We start from the raw sequence: 22,879 nt of genomic DNA, 5'->3' as shown, positions 1-22,879 counted from the left end.
AGCCCGGAGACGGGGAAGCCCAGGCGCCGGGGCGCACGCGCGAGCGCCGGGGCGCGGCGGTCAGGCCCCGGGGGTCGCCCGCGGCCCCCGGATGCCCAGCGCCCGCGTGGTCGTCGGGTCGAGCAGGAGCACGAGCGCCGTCACGGCGACCGCGGCGAGGGCGATCCCCGCAGGGATCAGCGCACCCTGCGCCCGCAGCAGCGTCCAGGCCACCGGCAGTGCCATGATCTGCGTGATGAGGGCCGGGCCACGGCTCCAGCTCCGCCGCAGCCGCAGTCCGCGGGCGGCGGACAGCGGAATCAGGCCGAGCGCCAGCAGGGTGAGCCCGCCCATCTCGGCCTGTTGCGGACTGTCGGGGCGGCCGAGAAGGCCCATGACCAGCATGTAGACCCCGCCGATGACGAGCGCCGCGCCCTCGAGGGCGTTGAGTGCGGCCACGGTGGCGATCCGGCCCGGCTTCTCCGGACCGGCCGGGGGCGACGAAGACGGTCTGTTCTGCTGAGTAGTCACGCCCTTCAGACTGGCATCCCGGCCCGTGGAACGTGAAGCCGGGGCCGAGGCCGACGCGCCGCGAAACACCGGTCACTTTGCGTCACCGCAGGTGGACCCGGTGGATCAGGACTTCAGGGCGGTACCGCGCGGTAGGTACTCTGGCAGGCATGCGCGCACTCCTCGTGGTCAACCCAGCTGCCACCACTACCAGTGCGCGGACCCGTGACGTGCTGATCCACGCGCTGGCGAGCGAGATGAAGCTCGAAGCCGTGACCACGGAGTACCGGGGGCACGCCCGGGACCTGGGGCGGCGGGCGGCGGACTCCGACGACATCGACCTGGTGGTCGCCCTCGGCGGCGACGGCACGGTCAACGAAGTGGTCAACGGGCTGCTGCACCGCGGGCCCGACATGGACAGCCTGCCGAGCCTCGCCGTGGTTCCGGGCGGATCCACCAATGTCTTCGCACGCGCCCTGGGCATTCCCAACGACGCCGTGGAGGCGACCGGCGCCATCCTGGACGCCCTCGCCCACCGGAGCGAGCGCACGGTGGGCCTCGGTCTCGCGGCCGGCACCCCGGGCACGGCGGACGAGGCCGTCCCGGAACGTTGGTTCACTTTCTGCGCCGGGCTCGGATTCGACGCGAGCGTCCTCGGCCGGGTCGAGCAGAAGCGCGAACGCGGCAAGCGTTCGACCCATCCGCTGTACGTACGCCAGGTGGTCCGGCAGTTCATGGAGGAACCGCACCGGCGCCACGGCCTGATCACCCTGGACGTACCCGGACAGGACCCGGTCACGGACCTCGCGCTGTCCATCATCTGCAACACCGCACCCTGGACCTACCTGGGGAATCGTCCGATGTACGCCGCTCCCAAGGCGTCCTTCGACACCGGCCTGGACATCCTCGGACTGAAGCGCCTCACCACCGCGGCGGTGGCCCGGTACGCCACGCAGCTGCTCACTTCGAGCCCCGAGAGGGGCCCGCACGGCAAGCATGCCGTCTCCTTCCACGACCTCAGCGACTTCACCTTGCATTCGAAGGCGCCACTGCCCTTCCAGATGGATGGCGACCACCTGGGACTGCGTACGAGCGTGACGTTCACAGGCGTACGCCGTGCACTGCGTGTGATTGTGTGAGTGGAAGGGCTCAAAGTCCTTTAACTCGAACGTTTGGACTGTCCCCCACCCCTAAGAAGTACGGCTGTGACCTAGTCGACACCGAGGAATCAAAAAAAACTTTCCAGAAGGGGTTGTATCCGCCGCCGAGGTTTGCGAATCTCTACATGGCGATCGGGACAGCCCGCAGCATCGGCATCCACTGAGAGCCAGAACCCCTCCTCACCACAACAGGACCACAACCAGTTCATCTGGGCGTCGGACCTTCGTCTGCGGGGGGATTCGTGAAAGCGTTCACATTCACAAGCATCAGCATGTAATACCAAGGAGAGGTAGCAGCCATGGACTGGCGTCACAACGCCGTTTGTCGTGAGGAAGACCCCGAGCTGTTCTTCCCCATCGGCAACACCGGTCCTGCGCTGCTGCAGATCGAGGAAGCCAAGGCCGTCTGTCGTCGCTGCCCCGTCATGGAGCAGTGCCTGCAGTGGGCGCTCGAGTCCGGCCAGGACTCCGGCGTCTGGGGTGGCCTCAGCGAGGACGAGCGCCGCGCAATGAAGCGCCGCGCCGCTCGCAACCGGGCGCGTAACGCCAGCGCCTGACCGACGCCCCCCGCACGACGAGCCTCAGCCAGGCGGCGCGTACAGAGCGTACGCACAGTCCCGCCTTCGAGTCGCAGCGCGCAGTACCCCCGAAGCGCATCGCACCGTGAGCATCACGCAGTGGGCCCGGACCGTTACCACGGTCCGGGCCCACTGTGCTGTGCGGCGGGGCTACTTGTCGTTCCGGACCGGGATGTCGAGCACGACCTGCGTGCCGCGCTCAGGTGCGGGGACCATACCGAAGGTGCCGCCCAGCTCACCCTCCACCAGCGTCCGTACGATCTGCAGCCCCAGGTTGCCGGCCCGCTGCGGATCGAAGCCTTCGGGGAGACCACATCCGTCGTCCGCCACGGTGATCAGCAGCCGGCCTTCGGCGGGTGATCCGCCGCGCACCGCGGAGACCTCCACCGTGCCGCGTTCGGCCGGGGTGAACGCGTGCTCCAGCGCGTTCTGCAGGACCTCGGTGAGCACCATCGAGAGCGGAGTGGCCACTTCCGCATCCAGGATCCCGAAGCGACCTTTACGGCGGCAGGTGACCTTGCCGGGAGAGATCTCGGCGACCATCGCGATGACCCGGTCGGCGATCTCGTCGAACTCGACCCGCTCGTCCAGATTCTGGGACAGCGTCTCATGCACGATCGCGATCGAACCGACGCGCCGTACAGCCTCGTTGAGCGCCTCACGGCCCTGCTCCGAATCCATCCGGCGGGCCTGGAGTCGCAACAGGGCGGCCACCGTCTGGAGGTTGTTCTTCACCCGGTGGTGGATCTCCCGGATGGTGGCGTCCTTCGTGATCAACTCCCGCTCGCGACGGCGCAGTTCCGTCACATCGCGGAGCAGGACCAGCGAGCCGATGCGGACGCCCTTGGGCTTGAGCGGAATCGCCCGCAGCTGGATCACCCCGCCGGCGCCCTCGACCTCGAACTCCCGGGGGGCGTACCCACTGGCCACCTTGACCAGGGCCTCGTCCACCGGCCCGCGCGAGGGAGCGAGCTCGGCCGTGGTCGCGCCGAGGTGATGGCCGACCAGATCGGAGGCGAGACCGAGACGGTGATAGGCGGAGAGGCCGTTGGGGCTGGCGTACTGGACGACGCCGTCGGCGTCGAGCCTGATGAGCCCGTCGCCCACGCGCGGCGACGCGTCCATGTCGACCTGCTGACCCGGGAACGGGAAGGATCCGGCGGCGATCATCTGGGCCAGGTCGGAGGCGGACTGGAGATAGGTGAGCTCCAGCCGGGACGGCGTGCGCACCGTGAGGAGGTTGGTGTTGCGGGCGATGACGCCGAGGATGCGGCCCTCCCTGCGTACGGGGATCGACTCGACCCGTACGGGGACCTCCTCCCGCCACTCCGGGTCCCCCTCGCGCACGATCCGGCCCTCGTCCAGGGCGGCATCCAGCAGCGGACGGCGGCCGCGCGGCACCAGATGGCCGACCATGTCGTCCTGATAGGAGGTGGGGCCGGTGTTGGGCCGCATCTGCGCCACGGACACATAGCGGGTCCCGTCGCGGGTGGGGACCCACAGGACGAGGTCGGCGAAGGACAGGTCGGAGAGCAGTTGCCACTCCGAGACCAGCAGATGGAGCCACTCGAGGTCGGTGTCACTCAGGGCTGTGTGCTGGCGGACAAGGTCGTTCATGGAGGGCACGTGTGCGAGCGTACCTGTGGATACGGGGAGGTTCCGAACCGATCGGCCCGCGCATGCGTGACACTGGGGGAGCGTCCGCGCCGTGACCGGGCGAGGAGCGACCGCGCATGGAATGTCCGCGCGATGGATGGACACGCACTATTGGTCTAGTCCACAATGCGTCCTGTACGAACATCACTCCGTACGAGCATCATGTACAAGACAGACCTCCGCTCTCCCCGCACAGGAGAGCGGACCGAGGCAACCGGCGCTCTCTGCCCTGACCGCGCCGGTTCCTCCAGTGGCCGGAGGCACCGCACACCGCCGGCCAGGCAGCTCCGGGCTGCGGTGCCGGACGGGCCGAGGGTCCCGTCCCGGCGCCGCGGCCCGCGGGTGTTTCCGGGGTCACCGCGGACCCCGTCGGCAGATCCCCCGACCGGCGAAGGCACACCCCTCGGCATCCGCCGGAGCGGGCACCCACCGACGGGGCGACAAGGGCCGCACACACGTGATCGGTTCACCCCCGCGACGCCCCGATCTGCTAGATTGACATCTAATTGGTCTATACCACATGACGTCATTCTCCAGATCGGCAGGCACAGCGTGGAAGTTGTCATCGTCCCGGACGCCACGGCAGGCGGCGAGCTCGTCGCCGAGGCCATCGGCGCCCTGCTGAGCCGCAAGCCCGGCGCCCTGCTCGGCGTTGCCACCGGCTCGACCCCGCTGCCCGTCTACCAGGCGCTGGCGGCGAAGGTCCGCTCCGGCGCCGTGGACGTCTCACGGGCCCGCATCTGCCAGCTCGACGAGTACGTCGGACTGCCCGCCGGGCACCCCGAGTCCTACCGTTCGGTGGTACTGCGCGAGGTCATCGAACCGCTCCGTCTGTCCGAGGCGTCCTTCATGGGTCCGGACGGCACCGCCGAGGACGTACAGGCCGCCTGCGAGGCGTACGACAAGGCGCTCGCCGAAGCCGGCGGGGTGGACCTCCAGCTGCTCGGCATCGGCACCGACGGACACATCGGCTTCAACGAGCCGTGCTCCTCACTCGCCTCACGTACCCGGATCAAGACGCTGACCGAGCAGACCCGGGTCGACAACGCGCGTTTCTTCGACGACGACATCGACCAGGTGCCCCGCCACGTCATCACCCAGGGGATCGGGACGATCCTGGAATCGCGCCACCCCGTCCTGCTGGCCACGGGCGAGGGCAAGGCCGACGCCGTGGCCCGGACCGTCGAGGGCCCGATCGCCTCGATCGTGCCGGCGTCGGCACTGCAGCTGCACCCGCACGCCACGGTGGTGGTCGACGAGGCCGCCGCGTCGAAGCTGAAGCTCGCGGACTACTTCCGCGCCACGTACGCGGCGAAGCCGCGGTGGCAGGGCCTGTAGGTCTTCCGCCACACGTGAGGCCGGGCGCCCCGACGGGGGTGCCCGGCCTTTTCGACTGTCCGGCCCTACGGCCCTACGCGCGACGGGGCGGTGGGTCCGGGGACAAGAGCCCCCGGACCCACCGCCCCGGCTCACGCGCCCCGCGTCCCCGTGATCGCCTCCGCCGCCGCGACGCCACACACCCGGGCCGCACCGTGCGTGGCGATGTGCGGTGCACCCCTGGGCGGCGCCTCGGGAAGTCCCATCTCGACCACGATCGTGTCGGGTCGCGCCGCCACCAGCGTGTCCAGCGCCGCGCTCATCCACGGGTGCCGGTGCTCGTCACGGACGACCGCGACGATGCGCTGCTCCCCCGCCGCCCTCAGCACCTCGGCCGCGGGGTCCTCGCTCCCGCCGCCGTAGGTGTCCGTCCGGGTGCCGGGCAGCACCCGGGCGAGCTCGGCCGCGACGCCCCACGGGGTCTCGTCGCCGACCGCGATGTTCGCGACCGGGGTGAACGCGGCGACGTACGCCCGCTCGTCCAGCGGTTCGGCGCTCCCCGTGACGGTCACGGCGCGGCGGGCCGCCACGAGCCCGATGCCGGCTCCGGTGCCGGGCGCGGTCCCCTCCTGCGTGTCCGCGCCCGACTCCGGGGCAGCCCCCCTGGCCCGCTGCGTCCAGGACGCGAGGGCCCGTACACGTGCGGCCGCGTCGGCCAGCCGCTCCTCGGACAGTTCACCGGTCCGTACCGCGGCCACCAGCGCATCGCGCAGCCGCAGCACGGTGCCCTCGTCCGCCAGCCCACCCCCGACGCAGATGGCGTCGGCGCCCGCGGCCACGGCGAGGACCGATCCGCGCTCGATGCCGTACGTGCCGGCGATGGCGTCCATCTCCATGCCGTCGGTGACGATCAGCCCCTCGTAACCCAGCTCCTGGCGCAGCAGACCGGTGAGGATCCGCGGGCTCAGCGTCGCGGGCCGCGTCGGGTCGAGCGCGGGCAGCAGGATATGTGCACTCATCACGGATCGGGAACCCGCGGCGATGGCGGCGCGGAAGGGCACCAGCTCACGGGCGTGCAGCGTGTCGAGGTCCACATCGATGCGCGGCAGCGCGTGGTGCGAGTCGACCTCGGTGTCTCCGTGTCCCGGGAAGTGCTTGGTACAGGCGGCGACACCGACGGACTGGAGGCCCTCGACGTAGGCGGCGGTGTGCCGGGCGACGAGAGCGGTGTCGGCGCCGAAGGACCGTACGCCGATGACCGGGTTGCCAGGGTTGGAGTTGACGTCCGCGGACGGCGCCCAGTTGAGGTTGACGCCGCACTCGGCCAGTCGGCGGCCGAGCTCCCGGGCGACCGCCCTGGTGAGGTCCACGTCGTCGACGGAGCCGAGGGCGAAGTTCCCGGGGAACGAGGACCCGTGCCCGACCTCGAGCCGGGTGACGTCGCCGCCCTCCTCGTCGATCGCGACGAGCACGTCGTCCCGTTCGGCCCGCAGTTGGGCGGTGAGCGCCGCGAGCTGCGCGGGCGATGCGATGTTGCGGCCGAACAGCCCGACGGAGGACAGGCCCTCGCCGAGTCTGCGCAGCAGCCAGTCGGGGGCCGTCGTGCCGGTGAAGCCGGGCTGGAGGACGGCGAGCGCGTCGCGCGTGACGGTGTCCGTGGTGGAGACGAGGGTGGTCATGGCGCGCGTCATCCCTTCACTGCGCCGGAGGTCAGGCCCGTGGCCATCTTCCCCTGGATGATCATGAAGAAGACGACGACCGGGATGGAGATGAGCGTGGAGGCGGCCATCAGGGCGCCGTAGTCCGTACCCCGCTCGGTGGTGAAGGTCATCAGCCAGACGTTGAGCGTGTACTTCGAGTTGTCGTTGATCAGGATGTACGCGAAGAGGTACTCGTTCCACGCGTTGACCAGCGCGAAGATGGACGCGGCCGCGAGCCCCGGGGCGAGCAGCGGGAAGATGACCCGGCGGAAGGCCCCCATGCGCGTGCAGCCGTCCACCATCGCGGACTCCTCGAGTTCCACCGGGATGTTGATCACGAACCCGCGGATCATGATGGTCGCGAAGGGCAGCGTGGACACCAGGTAGACGACGATGAGTCCCCAGTACTCGTCGATGCCGCCCAGGGCGTTGAGCTGCAGGTAGATCGGGATCAGCATCGCGGTCGGCGGCAGCATCTGGACCAGGATCATGATCATCATCAGCGCCTTCCGCCCGAAGAAGCGGAAACGTCCGATGGCGAGCGCGGCCAGCGTCGCGATGATCATGCCGCCGACCACCGCGGTGACCGAGACGATGAGGCTCGACTGGATCGCCGTGGCGAAGTTGTCCTGCCTCACCGCGCGCGCGAAGTTGTCGAACGTGAGGGAGGACGGCCACAGGGTCTGGTCGTAGGACCGGATCTCGTGGTTGGGGCGCAGCGAGCTGACGATCAGCCAGTACACCGGGAAGGCCATGATCGCGGCTGTGCCCAGCGCCAGGATGTTGTAGCCGAGGCGGTTCCTCCTGCGGTCGGGCCGCAGGAGCTGGGCCGGCGCGTTCGTGGGCGTGGAGGCGCTCATTCGACCTCTCCCGTCTTGATCAGCTGGCGCAGGTAGTACACGGCGACACCGGAGAGCATCAGGACGGTGATCAGAGCGATCGCGCTGCCCTGGCTGAAGGAAGTGGATTCGAACGCCTTGGAGAAGGAGTAGAGGCCGAGGGTCTCGTAGTCGGGCTCGGGCTTGTTGCCGCGCAACAGCCAGATCTGGCCGAAGACGTTGAAGTCCCAGATGACCGAGAGGGTGGCGACCATCGTGAAGACCGGCTTGATGACCGGCCAGGTCACGAAGCGGTAGACACCGAACGCGGAGGCACCGTCGAGGGAGGCCGCCTCCTCCAGTTCCCTGGGGACCTGGGTGAGGGCGGCGTACATCGTGATCACGACGAACGGGACGGCGCCCCAGACGACCAGGAGCGTGATGATGCCGAACCCCTGCCAGGGGTCGAGGAACCAGTTGTGGCCGAGCCACCTGTCCTCGTTCCCGGTGAGGTCGGCGAGCAGGGTGTTGATCAGGCCGTAGTCGGAGTCGGAGAGCCAGCGGAAGACCGACGCGGCGACCATGAGCGGCATGGACCATGCGGCGATCAGCGCCACGGTGAGGACGAGCCGCACCCAGGTGGACACCCTCAGCATCATCAGGGCGATCAGCAGGCCGATGCCCATGGTGAGCACGACGCAGATGGTCATGAAGACGACGGTCCGGCCGACGACCGACCAGAACTCCGTGTCGCCGAGGATGTTGGTGAACTGCTCGAAGCCGACCCATGGGGTCTCGCCGTTGCCCCAGAGAGCCGCCCGCCCCAGGTCCTGGAAGGACATGATCACGGTCTTGATCAGCGGATAGACGTAGACGGCGGCGATCGCCAGGATCGCGGGCAGGATCAGGAAGTAGGGGAGGAGCTCCCCCTTCTTCCGTCGCTTCTTCGGGCGTGGCCCGGCGGCGTCCTGCTCGGAGGGCGAGGTCCCGGTCTTCTCCGGGGCACGCGGTACGGGAACCGGTGGACCGGCGGCCTGGGTGTCGGCAGCAGTCACGTGACTGACCTTCCATCGGGATTCCGGGTATCTGCACCCGGGAATCACGGCGTTCTCAACCTAAGAAAAGGGGCGGGGGCCCGGTGTTCGCCGGGCCCCCGCCTGGAGAGCCGAAGGCTCGGGACTACGTGTTGATGAGCTCGTTGATCTTCTCGTCGGCCTTCTTGGCGGCGTCGGCCACCGAGGCACCCTTGAGGATCTCGAGGAGCATGTTCTCCAGGACCTCCTCCTTCTCGATGGAGGTCCAGCCCGGCGCGATCGGCGTGAACCAGGCGTCCGGCACCGCGTTGGCGACGGCGGCCGTCTCAGGCTTCGACTTCAGCGGCTCGAGCTGCTTCTCGTTGTTCGGGAGGATGTTCTTGGCGGTGAGCACCTCCTGCGACTTCTCGCTGGTGAAGAGCGAGACCCACTCCTCGCCCAGGTCGGTGACCTTGGACTTCGCGGTCACCGCGAGGTCCGAACCGCCGATGAAGGAGGGGAGGGCCTTGCCGTTCGGGCCGGGCATGCCGGCCGTGCCGATCTTGCCCTCGAGCTTCGGGTTGCCGTTGTTGGCGCCGTCGACGACCGAACCGGCCTCCCAGCCGTTGCCGTAGATCAGGGCCGCCTTCTCGTTGGCCATGACGTTGGCGTGATCCTGCTCGTCCTTGGTCAGGTCGGCCTTGTTGTACTTCTTGACCAGGTTGACGAAGTGCTCGATGCCCTTCTGCGACTCGGCGGAGGAGAGGTTGCCCTTCCACTCCTTCGCGCCCTCGTCGTACTCGGCGATGGAGCCGCCGTAGCCGGCGACGTAGGACATGGCCGCGTACCAGTAACGGCCCGGCAGGTAGAGGGACGAGAAGCGCTTGTCCTTCTTCTCGTACGCGGCCGAGACCTCGTCGAGTGCGGCGAGCAGCTCGTCCTCGGTCTGCGGGAGGGCATCACTGCCGGTGCCCTTCTTGAGCATGTCCTTGTTGTAGATCGCGACACGGGCGCCCGCGTAGTAGGGCACACAGAACTGCTTGCCCTCGAACGTACAGGTGTCCTTCAGACCCTTGATCCAGGTATCCGAGTTGTCGTACTTCTCGGGGTCGATCTCGGCGAGCGCGCCGTTCAGGATGTACTGCATCGTCTCGGTGTTGCCGAGCTCGACGACGTCCGGGAACTTGTCACCACCGAGCGCGGTGTCGAGCTTCTTGGCCTTGTCCGCCCACTGCTGGTACTGGACGTCGACCTTGACCTTCGGATACTTCTTCTTGAACTGCGCGTTGACGTCCTTGACCAGCTCCGGCCAGGTGCTCTGCGCGTCGACCATGAGCCAGACCGTCAGGCTCTCGGTACGGTCCTTCGGGTCCTTCGAGGTGTTGTCGCCACTGTCCCCACCACACGCCGCGATACCGGTCATCATCGCCGCGACGCCTACTGCCGCTATGAGCTTGCGCTTCATGCCACACCCTCCTCAGGGATACCAGCAACCCCCCGCCCACCGCGGAAACGTACGACCAGTACTGCCTGTGGGGCTGGGACCTGGTCTTTAATGGTTTAGACCAGTACCGGGAGCTTGGCCTAGACCTTTAGGGGTGTCAAGGGTGTATAAGAAGTGCACTCGCGTCCGTTACAGGACCGACACCTGAGGGAGGACGACGACCCGTGACCGGACCGTGCCACCATGTGAGCCGCGACAGACGGAGGAACCGGTGACGGCAGCAGCACAGCAGTCGGGAAGGCGGGCCATGGGTACCGACGGGGCCAGCAGTACGGGCGAGACCGGTGCGGGTGCGCGTACGGCGCGCGTCCCCAAGTACTACCGGCTCAAGCGCCATCTCCTCGACATGACCGACACCTTGCCGCCCGGCACCCCGGTGCCGCCCGAGCGGACCCTGGCCGCCGAGTTCGACACCTCGCGCACCACCGTGCGCCAGGCACTCCAGGAGCTGGTCGTCGAGGGCCGGCTGGAGCGCATCCAGGGCAAGGGCACCTTCGTCGCCAAGCCGAAGGTCTCGCAGGCCCTGCAGCTCACCTCGTACACCGAGGACATGCGCGCCCAAGGGCTGGAGCCGGCATCTCAGCTGCTGGACATCGGTTACGTCACGGCGGACGACACGCTCGCCGGGCTGCTGGACATCACGGCCGGCGGGCGGGTGCTGCGGATCGAGCGGCTCAGGCTCGCCAGCGGTGAGCCCATGGCCATCGAGACCACGCACCTGTCGGCCAAGCGCTTTCCCGCGCTGCGCCGTTCGCTCGTGAAGTACACCTCGCTCTACACCGCGCTCGCCGAGGTCTACGACGTCCGCCTCGCGGAGGCCGAGGAGACCATCGAGACCTCGCTGGCCACCCCGCGCGAGGCAGGACTGCTCGGTACGGACGTGGGCCTGCCGATGCTCATGCTGTCCCGGCACTCGATCGACGGCCACGGAGAGCCGGTGGAATGGGTGCGCTCGGTGTACCGGGGCGACCGGTACAAGTTCGTGGCCCGCCTGAAACGGCCGGCCGACTGACCCTCACGTATGACCCATCCCCTTGCAATTGCAGGGGGATCAGTCATTTCGGGCGAACACAGGACCGTTGCAGGACCGCAATGCGGACGGGGGGTGACGGTGGCCGGAACTCTCGCCTAGATTTCCTGCGCATTACACCAGGTGATCAGCGAGGGGACGGAGTCGCCACATGTCAGAAGATACCGAAGTGAAACCACCGACAGTGACACCGGCGAGGGTGGTCATCGCACTCTGCCTGATCGCGCCGTTCGTCGCGATGCTCTGGGTGAGCTCGTACGCAAAGGTGGAACCGACTTTCGTCGGCATCCCGTTCTTCTACTGGTACCAAATGCTCTGGGTGATCGTCTCGACCGCACTCACCATGATCGCTTACAAGCTGTGGCAGCGTGACCAGCGCGCCCGCAAGGGGGGTGCGTCAGCATGAAGGACGGCGTGAACGGCGTCGCACTCGCCGTGTTCATCTTCTTCTTCCTGGCCGTCACGGTCATCGGGTTCATGGCCGCGCGCTGGCGCAAGGCCGAGAACGAGGCCAGCCTGGATGAATGGGGCCTGGGCGGACGGTCGTTCGGCACCTGGGTCACCTGGTTCCTGCTCGGCGGCGACCTGTACACGGCGTACACCTTCGTCGCGGTCCCCGCGGCGATCTACGCGGCGGGCGCGGCCGGCTTCTTCGCCGTCCCGTACACGATTCTCGTCTACCCGCTGATCTTCACCTTCCTGCCGCGGCTCTGGTCCGTCTCGCACAAGCACGGGTACGTCACCACCTCGGACTTCGTCCGCGGCCGCTTCGGCTCGAAGGGGCTCTCGCTGGCGGTGGCCCTCACCGGCATCCTCGCCACGATGCCGTACATCGCGCTCCAGCTCGTCGGCATCCAGGCCGTGCTGGACGTCATGGGCGTCGGCGGCGGCGAGACCACGCACTGGTTCGTCAAGGACCTGCCGCTGCTGATCGCGTTCGCCGTACTCGCCGCGTACACGTATTCGTCGGGGCTGCGCGCACCCGCGCTGATCGCGTTCGTCAAGGACGGTCTGATCTATCTGGTCATCGCGGTGGCGATCATCTACATCCCGATCAAGCTCGGCGGATTCGACGACATCTTCGCCAAGGCGGGCGAGGCGTTCGCGCAGACGAACGAGGCGACGGGCAAACCCCGCGGAGCGCTCGTACCCGGCGACATGGGCCATTGGGGATACGCCACGCTGGCACTGGGCTCGGCGCTGGCGCTCTTCATGTACCCGCACTCGATCACGGCGACGCTCTCCAGCCGCAGCCGTGAGGTGATCCGGCGCAACACCACGATCCTGCCGCTGTACTCACTGATGCTGGGCCTGCTGGCCCTCCTCGGGTTCATGGCGATCGCCGCCGGGGTGAAGGTGGACAACGGCCAGTTGGCCATTCCGCAGCTGTTCGAGAACATGTTCCCCGACTGGTTCGCCGGTGTGGCCTTCGCCGCCATCGGAATCGGCGCCCTGGTGCCCGCCGCGATCATGTCGATCGCGGCGGCGAACCTCTTCACCCGAAACATCTACAAGGACTTCATCAGGCCCGGCGCCACCCCCGCGCAGGAGACCAAGGTCTCCAAGATGGTCTCCCTCCTGGTCAAGGTCGGAGCGCTCGCCTTCGTCCTGACCATGGACAAGACGGTCGCGATCAACTTCCAGCTGCTCGGCGGGATCTGGATCCTGCAGACGATGCCGGCCCTGGTCGGGGGCCTGTTCACCCGGTGGTTCCACCGCTGGGCCCTGATCGCGGGCTGGGCGGTCGGCATGCTGTACGGCACGGTGGCCGCGTACGGCGTCGCGAGCCCCACCCAGAAGCACTTCGGCGGATCCTCGAAGGAGATCCCCGGCATCGGGGAGATCGGCTACATCGGTCTCACCGCGTTCGTCCTGAACGTCGTGGTGGTGGTCGTTCTCACCTTCGTCCTCAACGCGCTGAAGGCCCCGGCGGGCGTCGACGAGACCTCCCCGTCCGACTACACCGCGGACGTGGGCGACCCCGGCGTCCAGGAGAAGCTCCCGCCGGCCACGGTGGGCGCCCCGGGCGGCCACTGACCCCGCCCGGCACACGGTTCCGGTCCGGGCCGCCGCATCCCGCACGGGGCGCGGCGGCCCGTCGCGTTCCGGGCGGCCGTGACGGGGGGTCGCCCCCGGTCGTGGAGGAGCACGAGGGGCACGGCAGGGGCGGGCACGCCGTACCGGATCCACCGGGGCGCCAGGCCTCGCAGGGCCACGGAGCGGGACCAAAAGCCACGACCGCCTTCCCGTTCCTGACGGTTTCGCCCGGACCTCAGACGCAGTTCGACACAACATGTGGGGGCCGTCTCGCAGGGCGGCCCCCACATGTATGCTCATGCTCGCTGTCGCCGCAGGGGAATCCGGTGTGAATCCGGAACTGTCCCGCAACGGTATGACCGGTGCGCTTTTGCGCACCCGGAAGTCCGAAGACCTGCCGACAGCGCGTCCGGCTCGACCGAGCCGGAGGCCATACGTCCGGGCCTCGCGGAGGGCCGGTGGACGCCGTGCGCCGTGCTGCCCCCACCCGGGCACCGCCCTGCCCGGCTTCCCCGCTCCCGCCGGCCCCGAGCCGAGCGAGGGATAGCCCCCGTGACCATCGCGCCAGCCGATCCGGTTTCAGCGGTAGATTCAGCCGAGTCCACGCCCGACGGGCCCGGGACCGCACTGCTGCGGACCCTGACCGACCTCACCGCCGATCTGCCCGACACCGACCCCGGACGGGTCGCCGCCGCCGCGCTGCGCGGCCGCAGCGCCCGGTCGGACGAGGCGGAGCTGCGCACGCTGGCCACCGAGGCCGCCGCGGGACTCATCTCCGAGGACCCCGCCTACTCCCGGCTCGCCGCCCGGCTCCTCACCTGCTCGATCGGGGACGAGGCGGCCGGCCAGGGCGCGGTCTCCTTCTCCGCCTCGGTCGCCACCGGTCACCGCGAGGGCCTGATCGCCGACCGCACGGCCGAGTTCGTCACGCTGCACGCGGCGGCGCTCGACGCGCTGGTCGAGCAGGCGCTCGCCGACCGTGCCGACGACCGCTTCGGCTACTTCGGCCTGCGGACGCTGTACAGCCGCTATCTGCTGCGCCACCCGCTCACCCGCCAGGTCATCGAGACCCCGCAGCACTTCATGCTGCGGGTCGCCGCCGGGCTCGCCGAGGACACCTCCGGGCACGCGCTGGACGAAGTGGCCGCGTTGTACGGCCTGATGAGCCGGCTCGACTACCTCCCTTCCTCCCCCACCCTCTTCAACTCCGGTACCCGGCACCCGCAGATGTCCTCCTGCTACCTGCTGGACTCGCCGCTGGACGAGCTCGACTCGATCTACGACCGCTACCACCAGGTGGCACGCCTCTCCAAGCACGCGGGCGGCATCGGCCTCTCGTACTCCCGCATCCGCGCGCGCGGTTCGCTGATCCGTGGCACCAACGGGCACTCCAACGGCATCGTGCCGTTCCTGAAGACGCTCGACGCCTCGGTCGCCGCGGTCAACCAGGGCGGCCGGCGCAAGGGCGCCGCCGCCGTCTACCTGGAGACCTGGCACGCGGACATCGAGGAGTTCCTGGAGCTGCGCGACAACACCGGTGAGGACCAGCGGCGTACGCACAACCTCAACCTGGCGCACTGGATCCCGGACGAGTTCATGCGCCGCGTCGACGCCGACACCGAGTGGTCGCTGTTCTCGCCCGCCGACGTGCCCGGGCTGGTCGACCTGTGGGGTGACGCCTTCGACGCCGCCTACCGCGAGGCGGAGGCCGCGGGCCTGGCCCGCAAAACGATGCCCGCGCGTGACCTGTACGGCCGCATGATGCGGACGCTCGCACAGACCGGGCAGGGCTGGATGACGTTCAAGGACGCCTCCAACCGCACGGCGAACCAGACCGCGGAGCCGGGCCGGGTCGTGCACTCGTCGAATCTCTGCACCGAGATCCTCGAGGTCACCGACGACGGCGAGACGGCCGTCTGCAACCTGGGTTCCGTCAACCTCGGCGCGTTCGTCACCGGCGGGGAAATGGACTGGGAGCGGCTGGACGCCACCGTCCGTACCGCCGTGACCTTCCTCGACCGCGTGGTGGACATCAACTTCTACCCGACCGAGCAGGCCGGCCGCTCCAACGCCCGCTGGCGTCCGGTGGGCCTGGGCGCGATGGGCCTGCAGGACGTCTTCTTCCAGCTGCGGCTGCCCTTCGACTCGCCGGAGGCCCGCGCACTGTCCACGAAGATCTCCGAGCGGATCATGCTCGCCGCGTACGAGGCCTCCTGCGACCTCGCCGAGCGCTCGGGCCCGCTGCCCGCCTGGTCCGAGACGCGCGCCGCCCGCGGTGTGCTGCACCCCGACCACTACGACACCGAGGTCAGCTGGCCGGAGCGCTGGGACGCGCTGCGCGCCCGGGTCGCGAAGACCGGGATGCGCAACTCCCTGCTGCTCGCCATCGCGCCGACGGCGACGATCGCGTCGATCGCCGGGGTGTACGAATGCATCGAGCCGCAGGTCTCCAACCTCTTCAAGCGCGAGACGCTCAGCGGTGAGTTCCTCCAGGTCAACGCCTACCTGGTGGACGAGCTGAAGAGGCTCGGCGTGTGGGACGCGCGGACCCGTGAGGCGCTGCGTGAGGCGAGCGGCTCCGTGCAGGGCTTCGCCTGGATCCCCGAGGACGTGCGGGCGCTGTACCGCACGGCGTGGGAGATCCCCCAGCGCGGTCTGATCGACATGGCGGCGGCCCGTACGCCGTTCCTCGACCAGAGCCAGTCCCTGAACCTGTTCCTGGAGACGCCGACGATCGGGAAGCTCTCCTCGATGTACGCGTACGCCTGGAAGCAGGGACTGAAGACGACGTACTACCTGCGCTCGCGTCCGGCGACCCGGATCGCCCGTGCGGCGTCCGGGACGGCCACGGCCGCAGCCCCCCTTCCCGTACAGCAGGCAGCGGCGCCCGACGCGGACGCCGTCGCCTGCTCGCTCGAAAACCCCGAGTCCTGCGAGGCCTGCCAGTAATGAGCTCCCCCGAGAACAAGAACCTGCTCGACCCGGGCTTCGAACTGACCCTGCGCCCCATGCGCTACCCGGACTTCTACGAGCGCTACCGGGACGCGATCAAGAACACCTGGACGGTGGAGGAGGTCGACCTCCACTCCGACGTCGCCGACCTCGCCAAGCTCTCCCCCGGAGAGCAGCACATGATCGGCCGGCTCGTGGCGTTCTTCGCCACGGGCGACTCGATCGTCTCCAACAACCTGGTGCTGACGCTCTACAAGCACATCAACTCCCCCGAGGCGCGCCTGTATCTGTCGCGTCAGCTGTTCGAGGAGGCCGTGCACGTCCAGTTCTACCTGACGCTGCTCGACACGTATCTCCCCGATCCGGCGGACCGCGCGGCGGCCTTCGACGCGGTCGAGGAGATTCCCTCGATCCGCGAGAAGGCGCAGTTCTGCTTCCGGTGGATGGACTCCGTCGAGAAGATCGACCGGCTGGAGACGCAGGCCGACCGGCGCCGTTTCCTGCTGAACCTGATCTGCTTCGCCGCGTGCATCGAGGGGCTGTTCTTCTACGGCGCCTTCGCGTACGTCTACTGGTTCCGCTCGCGGGGTCTGCTGCACGGTCTGGCCACGGGCACCAACTGGGTGTTCCGTGACGAGACGATGCACATGAACTTCGCGTTCGAGGTCGTGGACACCGTCCGCAAGGAGGAGCCCGAGCTCTTCGACGACGCCCTCCAGCAGCAGGTCGCCGACATGCTGAAGGAAGCGGTCGAGGCGGAGCTGCAGTTCGGGCGCGACCTGTGCGGCGAGGGCCTGCCCGGGATGAACACCGAGTCGATGCGCCAGTACCTGGAGTGCGTCGCCGACCAGCGGCTCACCCGGCTCGGCTTCCCGCCGCTCTACGGCTCCGAGAACCCCTTCTCGTTCATGGAGCTGCAGGGTGTACAGGAGCTGACGAACTTCTTCGAGCGCCGGCCGTCCGCCTACCAGGTGGCGGTGGAGGGCTCGGTCGGCTTCGACGACGACTTCTAGCCCCTCGTCCGGCTTCCGGCGGACGGGCGCCGCGTGGCCACGACGGCTGCGCGGCGCCTGCCGTCTGTGGGGGCACCGGGGGCCGGTCCCGTTCCGCTTCCGCAGCCGGCGGGTCGATCCGGCGCACGGTCGGCCAGGCGCCGTACATGAAGCGCCCCCTCCCCGTCCCCCGCTGCGGCACGGGGAAAGCCCCGCCGGGGTGATCATGTGATCACCCCGCCGGGGCCGGACTACCGCGGCCGTGCGGTCGTCAGATGCCGCACTGCGAGGCCGACCAGAAGTGGTTCGGTCCCTGGTTCACGTGGATGTGGTCGCCGTGCCCGGCGTAGCCCGGGCCGAGGATCCCGTTGAACCCGTGGTACCGGGCCTGCTTGGCGATGGTGCACAGCGAGTGCGGGCCGGAACCGAGGTCGACCGCGTCACCGTACAGATGACGGCTGTTCGACGCCCCACCGACCGCGGAGTTGCAGGAGTAGGACCGGAAGCCGCTGGTGACACGGATGGACTGGTCGCCGAGCGCGTGCCGGAGGGCTTCCAGCTTCCACATGGAGCTCAGGGCGTTGGCCTTGGCGGTTCCCGCGGCGACCGCACCACCGGCCCAGGTGCTGTTGCACTGGTTCAGCTCGGGGTACGTGAAGTGGATCGGCGTGCAGTCGTCGTCCTGGAGCGCGTAGAGCTTGGACTGCGTGGCCGGGCCCGCCACGCCGTCCGCGGCGAGGCCGTAGGCGGCCTGGAAGCGCTTGACCGCGGCCGTGGTGGCGGGTCCGTACGAGCCGTCGATGGCGAGCACGGAGTTGTACCCCGGGTAACCGGCGACCCGGATCTGGAGCTGGGTGACGTCGTTGCCGGTGGCGCCGGGCGCGAGGGTACGGGTCCACGTGTAGCAGCCGTCTGCCTGCGCGGTACCCGCGGTGACCAGGGCTCCACCCAAGGCGAAAGCCATGGTCATGACAAGGCCGAGCAGCATGTGTACGGAACGTCTGAGCATGGGGTCTCCCAATTACTTCGAGGTGTCGGAGTGAGCCTGTCGGACGAGTCGACGCGCGTCAACTACCCTCCGGGAAACGCTTGTTGGCAACCCCCGTAGCAGCTTCCTGCAACCGGGAGGGGCTCTGCTCCGGCCGACCGGCAGCAGGGCCCCTTCCAGGGTGGGATCAGGCGTTCGCGACGACCTCGTAGCGCGGCGTGCCCTCCGCCATCTGCTTCAGCGCGTCCTTGCGGTCCCGCTTCGAGAGCCGGTCGATGTACAGGTAGCCGTACAGGTGGTCGGTCTCGTGCTGGAGGCAGCGCGCGAAGTATCCGTTGCCCCGCACCTTCACCGCGTTGCCCTGGGCATCCTGGCCGCGCACCACCGCGTAGTCGGGGCGGGCGAGTGCGGCGTAGGCCGTGGGGACGGAGAGGCAGCCCTCGTTGGAGTCGTCGAGGTGACGCTGCTCGGGCGCGAGCTCCTCCAGCACCGGGTTGCAGATCGCGCCGACGTGCCGCACCCCGTCGTCGTCCATGCAGTCGTAGACGAAGACCTTGAGGTCCACACCGATCTGGTTGGCGGCCAGGCCGACGCCCTCCGCCGTCCGCTGGCTGGCGAACATGTCATCGATCAGCTGCGCGAGTTCGGGGCCGAACTCCGTGACGTCCTTGCACTCCTTGTGCAGGACCGGATTGCCCACGACCGTGATCGGGCGGGAGGTGCCGCGCTCGCGGTACGCCGCCTCGCGCGCCTCACAGTCCTCGGTGTCCACGAGGAATCCCTCGTCGTCCACGCCGACCTGCTCGTCCGTCTCCTGCTGCGACATGTCCGCCGTACGCCTTCCTGCAAACCTGAAACCCGTGAGAACCGCACCGGAATCGGTGCCCGTACAGCCTACGGGCACCGGTCAGCAGACTTCTTCCAGATCCCGCCACTCACGGCTGTCCGGGCTGTCCGCGACCCAGCCGTCCAGCAGTCCTCGCACCAGCCCGGGCGGCGCCGCTATGCCGCACTCACGCTCCGGAACCCAAAGGTCACCGGCGGTGCGGTGGCCCAGCGGCCCCGGATGTCCCGGCTCGCTGTGGTCGTGCGGGTCCAGATGCTCCCCATCGCCCTCGTCGCTCTCCATCCGGCTCTCCGAACAGGCCCGGCAGAGCAGCCGCACGGAGGAGGACCAGTCCTCGGCGGCGAATCCGGCGTCGGACGCGAGCTGCTCCAGCGCGTCCCGGTCTTCCTCGGTGGCGGCTTCCAGGAGAACCACCCAGGTGGGCACGGGGGACGGCGCCCACAGCTCGATCTCGTCGAAGACAGGATAGGAGGGCCCGGCCGCGGTGATCCGCTCGCCGTGCGGCACCCCGTCGTGCAGGACGACCTCGCCCCAGCGCCGCCCGGACGACGGCAGCGGGATCGACAGCACTTCCATCCGTGCCGGATCCAGCCTGCGGCCCCAGACGACCTCGGCCTCGCCCTCGGGCGAGAGCCGCACGGCGGCGCTGCCGAGCTCCATGCCCGTCGGCTCGCTGTTGGACGCGGCGTCGTACTGGCCGCTGCCGGGCACCTTCAGCCCGTACGCCTGCCAGGCCCGGCGCGCCAGCGGCCAGTCCTGCAGCGCGGTGGCCGCGATCCCGACGTTCCACCAGTCCGGCGCCCCGGACTCCCGGTCGAGCAGGGCGACGGCCCGCAGACCCGCGGCCCTCGCCTGCTCCCAGTCGTGCCGGAACTTGTGCAGCAGCGCCAGATTGAACCAGGACTCGGAGAGCCAGGGCTCCAGGTCCGCCGCGCGCGTCAGCAGCGCCCCCGCGTCCTCGTACCGGCCGTCGCCGATCAGCGTGAACGCGCGGTCCGTGGCCTGCCGCCAAGAGGCGGACGGCCGATGCCGTACCTTCCCGAAGATCCTCACGATTCCCGCCTGTCCCGACTGGGCACCCTCGTTTTCCGCTCTCTTCGCATCCAACCATGCCCGGCCGGACGCCCGCTCATTACCCATGGGTTATCCCGGCCGGACCGGGGTCGGGCCGCCACGCGCCAGGACTCTGGCCAGCGCTTCCACGACCTGCGGCTGGTAGTCCCGGCCGGTGCCGAGCCTGAGCTGCTCCAGCGCCCCCAGAGGCCCCTCGGCTCCTTCCCCGCACAGGTCGTCGTACGCATTGACCGCACGGACGATCCTGGCGGCGGCCGGCTGGTCCCGGTACGGATCGGCCTGCTGTTCCACCACCACGGCCACCGCGGTGTCCACCCCGGTCTGCCGCACCACCGCGCCGCCGAGCAGCGCGATCCGGCGCTGCTCGGCGGCCGGGAGGCGGGCGGTCGCACCGTCGGGCACCGGGTCCACGAGCGAGAGCTGGCCGATGTCGTGCATCAGCGCCGCGTACTCCAGGACGGACAGCTCGGGACCGGCCAGCCCCAGCTCTCTCCCCACGGCGGCGGAGAGCTCGGCCACCCTGCGGGCGTGCCCGTGCGGGGTGTATCCGGCGATCTCCGTGGAACGGGCCAGCGAGGCGATGGTCTGCCGGTAGGTCGTGCGGACGGCGGCGTGGCGGCGGAAGGACACCTGGGTGAGCAGCAGCGGTACGCACAGCAGGGGCAGCGCCCACAGCCCGGCGACGGCGACCCCGAGCGCCATCACGGCGCCGGTCGCGCAGACGGCCGGGCCGATACCGCTGAGCGCCCGGAGCTCGTCGCGGAGCAGCGGGCCGAACGGACGCGGGGTCCCCGCCGTGAGTGCGGCGAGGACCGCGTCGCACAGGGCGGTGAGGGCCAGCAGCAGGATCAGGAAGAGGGCGAAGTACAGCCCTTCACCGAACCAGCGCCCCGGCCGTCCCGAGTTGAAGAGCGGCTGGAAGCACACGGCGGCGAAGCCCACGGCCAGGACGCGGCGGGCCGCCCGGTCGGCCCCCGGGCCGCTGCCGCGCGCCGTGTGGGGCACGGAGGCGAGCAGCTGCGCCGCCACGACGACGGTGACCACCTGGAGGGCCCCGTGCGTGGTGGGCTCCCCCGCGCTGCACCCGAGCAGCGCGTACGCCAGGGCGCCGGCCGCCCCGAGGGGCGCGGGCTCGCGCTCGCCGGGCAGGGAACCCCAGCGGGCCAGTTCGCCGACGGTGACGAGGACCCCGAAGGCCAGGGCGTGCCCGGGTTCGACGACACCGTTCCACAGGGTGTGCCCGAGCGCGACGAGGGCGAGGAGCAGGGCGGCACCGCGCACCGCGAGCGCGGCGGGGGACGGTGCCGAGCGGCGCAGGGGGGTCACCGGGGCCGCTGCCCCGGCCGGTCCGTGGTTCCGGAGGCCGCGGAAGGCTGGTCCCCGGCCCGCGCGCGGGGCAGCCCGGCCGGCTGCTCGTCCGAGGTGACCGTGTTGGCCTCCGCGGACCAGCCGTGCCGGTCCAGTGCCCGGGCGAGCGCCCGTACCATCCGCGGATCGAACTGGCTGCCCGCGCAGCGTTCCAGCTCCTCCACCGCCGCCGGAACGGGTCGCCCCCGCCGGTAGGAGCGGGTCGAGGTCATCGCGTCGAAGGCGTCCGCGACGGCGACGACCCGGGCGAATTCGGGGATCCGGTCGCCGGCGAGGCCGTAGGGGTATCCGCTGCCGTCGAGCCGCTCGTGGTGGTGCAGGATCGCGGCGCGCGCCTCGTCGAGGAAGGCGATGCCCCGGACGATCTCGTGCCCGTACTCCGGATGCAGCTCGATGACCCGGCGTTCCTCGGGGGTGAGCGGCCCGTCCTTGCGCAGGACCCGTGTGGGGACTCCGAGCTTGCCGATGTCGTGCAGGATGCCGGCGAACCGGAGCGCTTCCATCCGCTCCGCCTCCATGCCGAGCTCACGGGCGATCAGTTCGGAGGCGCGGCCCACCCGCTCGCTGTGCCCCCGGGTGTATCCGTCCTTGATGTCGACTGCCTGGACCAGCGCCCTGATGGTGGCGCGGTGTGCGGCGTCCTGGCGGTGGTACTGGGCGAACACCCAGCAGGAGATGTACATCGGGAGCACCACGACCAGCGCGGACACCGGCCCGTACGAGCTGCGCCAGAGGATCGCCATCATCAGCCCGGCGAGCGCGTGCACCAGGTGCGGCCCCACCGAGCGCGCCAGCAGGCCCCGCCAGGCGTGCCGGACGGCGACGCGCTCGGCGGTGACGAGGATGCCGCCGTCCAGGGCCGCCAGGACGAGGCTGAAGACGAGCGCTGCGGCGCAGGCGAGGAGCAGGGCGTACGGGAGGTCGGGAACGGCTCCGCCCCCGGCACCGCCGAGGGTCGCCGGACCGCCCAGGGACGCGTAGGTCCACGAGGCGGCGCCCACGGTCAGGGCGAGCTGCGCCGCCCGCCAGACGCGGCGGGCCGTCGCGGGCGGCTGCTCGACCCGGCCGGCCAGCGAGCCGGGGACCGGCACCAGGACGGCGGCGGCCGGCGGCAGCAGGAAGGCCGCGGCCAGCAGCAGGGGGAAGAACGATCCGGCACCGACCGGCACGGAACTGCCGAAGAAGGGGCAGCGGCCCGGAAGCTCACAGGCCAGATACAGCGCGGCGAGGAGCCCGAGCGTGCCCCAGGGCGTCGCGGCCCCGGGGGAGAGTGCGGGCAGGGCGCAGACAACGGCGCAGACCGCCGCGCACAGGATGTACGCGCGCGCCGCCCCCGGTGTGGTCCTCACCCGTACC

19 protein-coding genes and 1 riboswitch are annotated in these 22,879 nt (G+C 69.8%); of the genes, 8 read left to right on the top strand and 11 right to left on the bottom strand.

Annotated features, from left to right (window positions below):
• Nucleotides 1–60: 60 nt before the first annotated feature.
• Complete coding sequence (locus AB0F38_RS05665) at nucleotides 61–438, bottom strand: hypothetical protein (RefSeq protein WP_361887899.1); 378 nt, start codon at nucleotides 436–438, stop codon at nucleotides 61–63.
• A 221-nt stretch (nucleotides 439–659) separates the two neighbouring features.
• On the opposite strand from AB0F38_RS05665, the gene AB0F38_RS05660 reads away from it, so the two are divergent.
• Nucleotides 660–1,628 (top strand): diacylglycerol kinase family protein, encoded by a 969-nt coding sequence (locus AB0F38_RS05660; protein WP_361887152.1) that lies wholly within the window; start codon nucleotides 660–662, stop codon nucleotides 1,626–1,628.
• A gap of 320 nt (nucleotides 1,629–1,948) precedes the next feature.
• Nucleotides 1,949–2,206: a WhiB family transcriptional regulator gene (locus AB0F38_RS05655; RefSeq protein ID WP_003953983.1), complete on the top strand. Its 258-nt coding sequence runs from the start codon at nucleotides 1,949–1,951 to the stop codon at nucleotides 2,204–2,206.
• Between the two features lie 171 nt (nucleotides 2,207–2,377).
• Here AB0F38_RS05655 and AB0F38_RS05650 read toward each other — a convergent pair whose 3' ends face one another.
• The gene (locus AB0F38_RS05650) at nucleotides 2,378–3,844 is read right to left on the bottom strand and encodes a PAS domain-containing sensor histidine kinase (protein ID WP_361887896.1); all 1,467 of its coding nucleotides are present in this window, start codon (nucleotides 3,842–3,844) and stop codon (nucleotides 2,378–2,380) included.
• A gap of 591 nt (nucleotides 3,845–4,435) precedes the next feature.
• Here AB0F38_RS05650 and nagB point away from each other — a divergent pair.
• Nucleotides 4,436–5,221: a glucosamine-6-phosphate deaminase gene (gene nagB / locus AB0F38_RS05645; protein ID WP_361887149.1), complete on the top strand. Its 786-nt coding sequence runs from the start codon at nucleotides 4,436–4,438 to the stop codon at nucleotides 5,219–5,221.
• A gap of 131 nt (nucleotides 5,222–5,352) precedes the next feature.
• Here nagB and AB0F38_RS05640 read toward each other — a convergent pair whose 3' ends face one another.
• The 4 genes from AB0F38_RS05640 to AB0F38_RS05625 form a co-directional block, all read right to left on the bottom strand.
• A complete protein-coding gene (locus AB0F38_RS05640) occupies nucleotides 5,353–6,879 on the bottom strand; it encodes a glycoside hydrolase family 3 protein (protein ID WP_361887146.1) in 1,527 nt (508 codons plus the stop codon).
• An 8-nt stretch (nucleotides 6,880–6,887) separates the two neighbouring features.
• Nucleotides 6,888–7,760: a carbohydrate ABC transporter permease gene (locus tag AB0F38_RS05635; protein ID WP_361887143.1), complete on the bottom strand. Its 873-nt coding sequence runs from the start codon at nucleotides 7,758–7,760 to the stop codon at nucleotides 6,888–6,890.
• Nucleotides 7,757–8,773: a sugar ABC transporter permease gene (locus tag AB0F38_RS05630; RefSeq protein WP_361887140.1), complete on the bottom strand. Its 1,017-nt coding sequence runs from the start codon at nucleotides 8,771–8,773 to the stop codon at nucleotides 7,757–7,759. Before AB0F38_RS05630 ends, AB0F38_RS05635 begins: the two co-directional genes overlap by 4 nt.
• A gap of 124 nt (nucleotides 8,774–8,897) precedes the next feature.
• Nucleotides 8,898–10,196: a sugar ABC transporter substrate-binding protein gene (locus AB0F38_RS05625; RefSeq protein ID WP_361887137.1), complete on the bottom strand. Its 1,299-nt coding sequence runs from the start codon at nucleotides 10,194–10,196 to the stop codon at nucleotides 8,898–8,900.
• 286 nt (nucleotides 10,197–10,482) lie between these two features.
• On the opposite strand from AB0F38_RS05625, the gene AB0F38_RS05620 reads away from it, so the two are divergent.
• The 5 genes from AB0F38_RS05620 (at nucleotide 10,483) to AB0F38_RS05600 (ending at nucleotide 17,267) form a co-directional block, all read left to right on the top strand.
• Nucleotides 10,483–11,247 (top strand): GntR family transcriptional regulator, encoded by a 765-nt coding sequence (locus tag AB0F38_RS05620; protein ID WP_361887893.1) that lies wholly within the window; start codon nucleotides 10,483–10,485, stop codon nucleotides 11,245–11,247.
• A gap of 169 nt (nucleotides 11,248–11,416) precedes the next feature.
• Nucleotides 11,417–11,671 (top strand): DUF3311 domain-containing protein, encoded by a 255-nt coding sequence (locus AB0F38_RS05615; RefSeq protein ID WP_361887134.1) that lies wholly within the window; start codon nucleotides 11,417–11,419, stop codon nucleotides 11,669–11,671.
• Nucleotides 11,668–13,302, top strand: coding sequence for a monocarboxylate uptake permease MctP (gene mctP, locus AB0F38_RS05610; protein WP_361887132.1), 1,635 nt, complete (start codon nucleotides 11,668–11,670; stop codon nucleotides 13,300–13,302). The genes AB0F38_RS05615 and mctP overlap by 4 nt, the downstream gene beginning before the upstream one ends.
• 285 nt (nucleotides 13,303–13,587) lie before the next feature.
• Nucleotides 13,588–13,719: riboswitch (cobalamin riboswitch) on the top strand.
• 135 nt (nucleotides 13,720–13,854) lie between these two features.
• Nucleotides 13,855–16,251, top strand: coding sequence for a ribonucleoside-diphosphate reductase subunit alpha (locus tag AB0F38_RS05605; protein ID WP_361887129.1), 2,397 nt, complete (start codon nucleotides 13,855–13,857; stop codon nucleotides 16,249–16,251).
• Entirely contained in the window at nucleotides 16,251–17,267 is a 1,017-nt protein-coding gene (locus AB0F38_RS05600; RefSeq protein WP_361887126.1) for a ribonucleotide-diphosphate reductase subunit beta, read from the top strand. The genes AB0F38_RS05605 and AB0F38_RS05600 overlap by 1 nt, the downstream gene beginning before the upstream one ends.
• Before the next feature lie 250 nt (nucleotides 17,268–17,517).
• Here the strand turns inward: AB0F38_RS05600 and AB0F38_RS05595 are convergent, their stop codons facing one another.
• From AB0F38_RS05595 to AB0F38_RS05575, 5 genes are all read right to left on the bottom strand, one after another.
• Nucleotides 17,518–18,255, bottom strand: a complete 738-nt coding sequence (locus AB0F38_RS05595) for a D-Ala-D-Ala carboxypeptidase family metallohydrolase (protein WP_361887123.1) — start codon at nucleotides 18,253–18,255, stop codon at nucleotides 17,518–17,520.
• Between the two features lie 166 nt (nucleotides 18,256–18,421).
• A complete protein-coding gene (gene def / locus AB0F38_RS05590; RefSeq protein ID WP_361887120.1) occupies nucleotides 18,422–19,060 on the bottom strand; it encodes a peptide deformylase in 639 nt (212 codons plus the stop codon).
• An 81-nt stretch (nucleotides 19,061–19,141) separates the two neighbouring features.
• Nucleotides 19,142–20,134 carry a hypothetical protein gene (locus AB0F38_RS05585; protein ID WP_361887117.1) on the bottom strand — a complete coding sequence of 331 codons (993 nt, stop codon included), beginning with the start codon at nucleotides 20,132–20,134 and terminating at the stop codon, nucleotides 19,142–19,144.
• A 90-nt stretch (nucleotides 20,135–20,224) separates the two neighbouring features.
• Nucleotides 20,225–21,481 carry an HD domain-containing protein gene (locus tag AB0F38_RS05580; protein ID WP_361887114.1) on the bottom strand — a complete coding sequence of 419 codons (1,257 nt, stop codon included), beginning with the start codon at nucleotides 21,479–21,481 and terminating at the stop codon, nucleotides 20,225–20,227.
• Nucleotides 21,478–22,872 (bottom strand): HD-GYP domain-containing protein, encoded by a 1,395-nt coding sequence (locus AB0F38_RS05575; protein WP_361887111.1) that lies wholly within the window; start codon nucleotides 22,870–22,872, stop codon nucleotides 21,478–21,480. Before AB0F38_RS05575 ends, AB0F38_RS05580 begins: the two co-directional genes overlap by 4 nt.
• Nucleotides 22,873–22,879: the final 7 nt, after the last annotated feature.

Origin of the sequence: Streptomyces sp. NPDC025273 (genome assembly GCF_040638585.1) — a bacterium.
Taxonomy (GTDB): domain Bacteria; phylum Actinomycetota; class Actinomycetes; order Streptomycetales; family Streptomycetaceae; genus Streptomyces; species Streptomyces cinereorectus.
Note: the sequence above shows the minus strand (reverse complement) of the source record. Positions and strands in the feature narration are given on the sequence as shown.

Excerpts from the sequence above, each read along its gene's own strand:
- AB0F38_RS05660 (WP_361887152.1), top strand. The coding sequence starts at position 660 with ATGCGCGCACTCCTCGTGGTCAACCCAGCTGCCACCACTACCAGTGCG.
- AB0F38_RS05655 (WP_003953983.1), top strand. The coding sequence starts at position 1,949 with ATGGACTGGCGTCACAACGCCGTTTGTCGTGAGGAAGACCCCGAGCTG.
- AB0F38_RS05650 (WP_361887896.1), bottom strand. The coding sequence starts at position 3,844 with ATGAACGACCTTGTCCGCCAGCACACAGCCCTGAGTGACACCGACCTC.
- AB0F38_RS05640 (WP_361887146.1), bottom strand. The coding sequence starts at position 6,879 with ATGACCACCCTCGTCTCCACCACGGACACCGTCACGCGCGACGCGCTC.
- AB0F38_RS05635 (WP_361887143.1), bottom strand. The coding sequence starts at position 7,760 with ATGAGCGCCTCCACGCCCACGAACGCGCCGGCCCAGCTCCTGCGGCCC.
- AB0F38_RS05625 (WP_361887137.1), bottom strand. The coding sequence starts at position 10,196 with ATGAAGCGCAAGCTCATAGCGGCAGTAGGCGTCGCGGCGATGATGACC.
- AB0F38_RS05620 (WP_361887893.1), top strand. The coding sequence starts at position 10,483 with ATGGGTACCGACGGGGCCAGCAGTACGGGCGAGACCGGTGCGGGTGCG.
- AB0F38_RS05615 (WP_361887134.1), top strand. The coding sequence starts at position 11,417 with ATGTCAGAAGATACCGAAGTGAAACCACCGACAGTGACACCGGCGAGG.
- mctP (WP_361887132.1), top strand. The coding sequence starts at position 11,668 with ATGAAGGACGGCGTGAACGGCGTCGCACTCGCCGTGTTCATCTTCTTC.
- AB0F38_RS05600 (WP_361887126.1), top strand. The coding sequence starts at position 16,251 with ATGAGCTCCCCCGAGAACAAGAACCTGCTCGACCCGGGCTTCGAACTG.
- AB0F38_RS05595 (WP_361887123.1), bottom strand. The coding sequence starts at position 18,255 with ATGCTCAGACGTTCCGTACACATGCTGCTCGGCCTTGTCATGACCATG.
- def (WP_361887120.1), bottom strand. The coding sequence starts at position 19,060 with ATGTCGCAGCAGGAGACGGACGAGCAGGTCGGCGTGGACGACGAGGGA.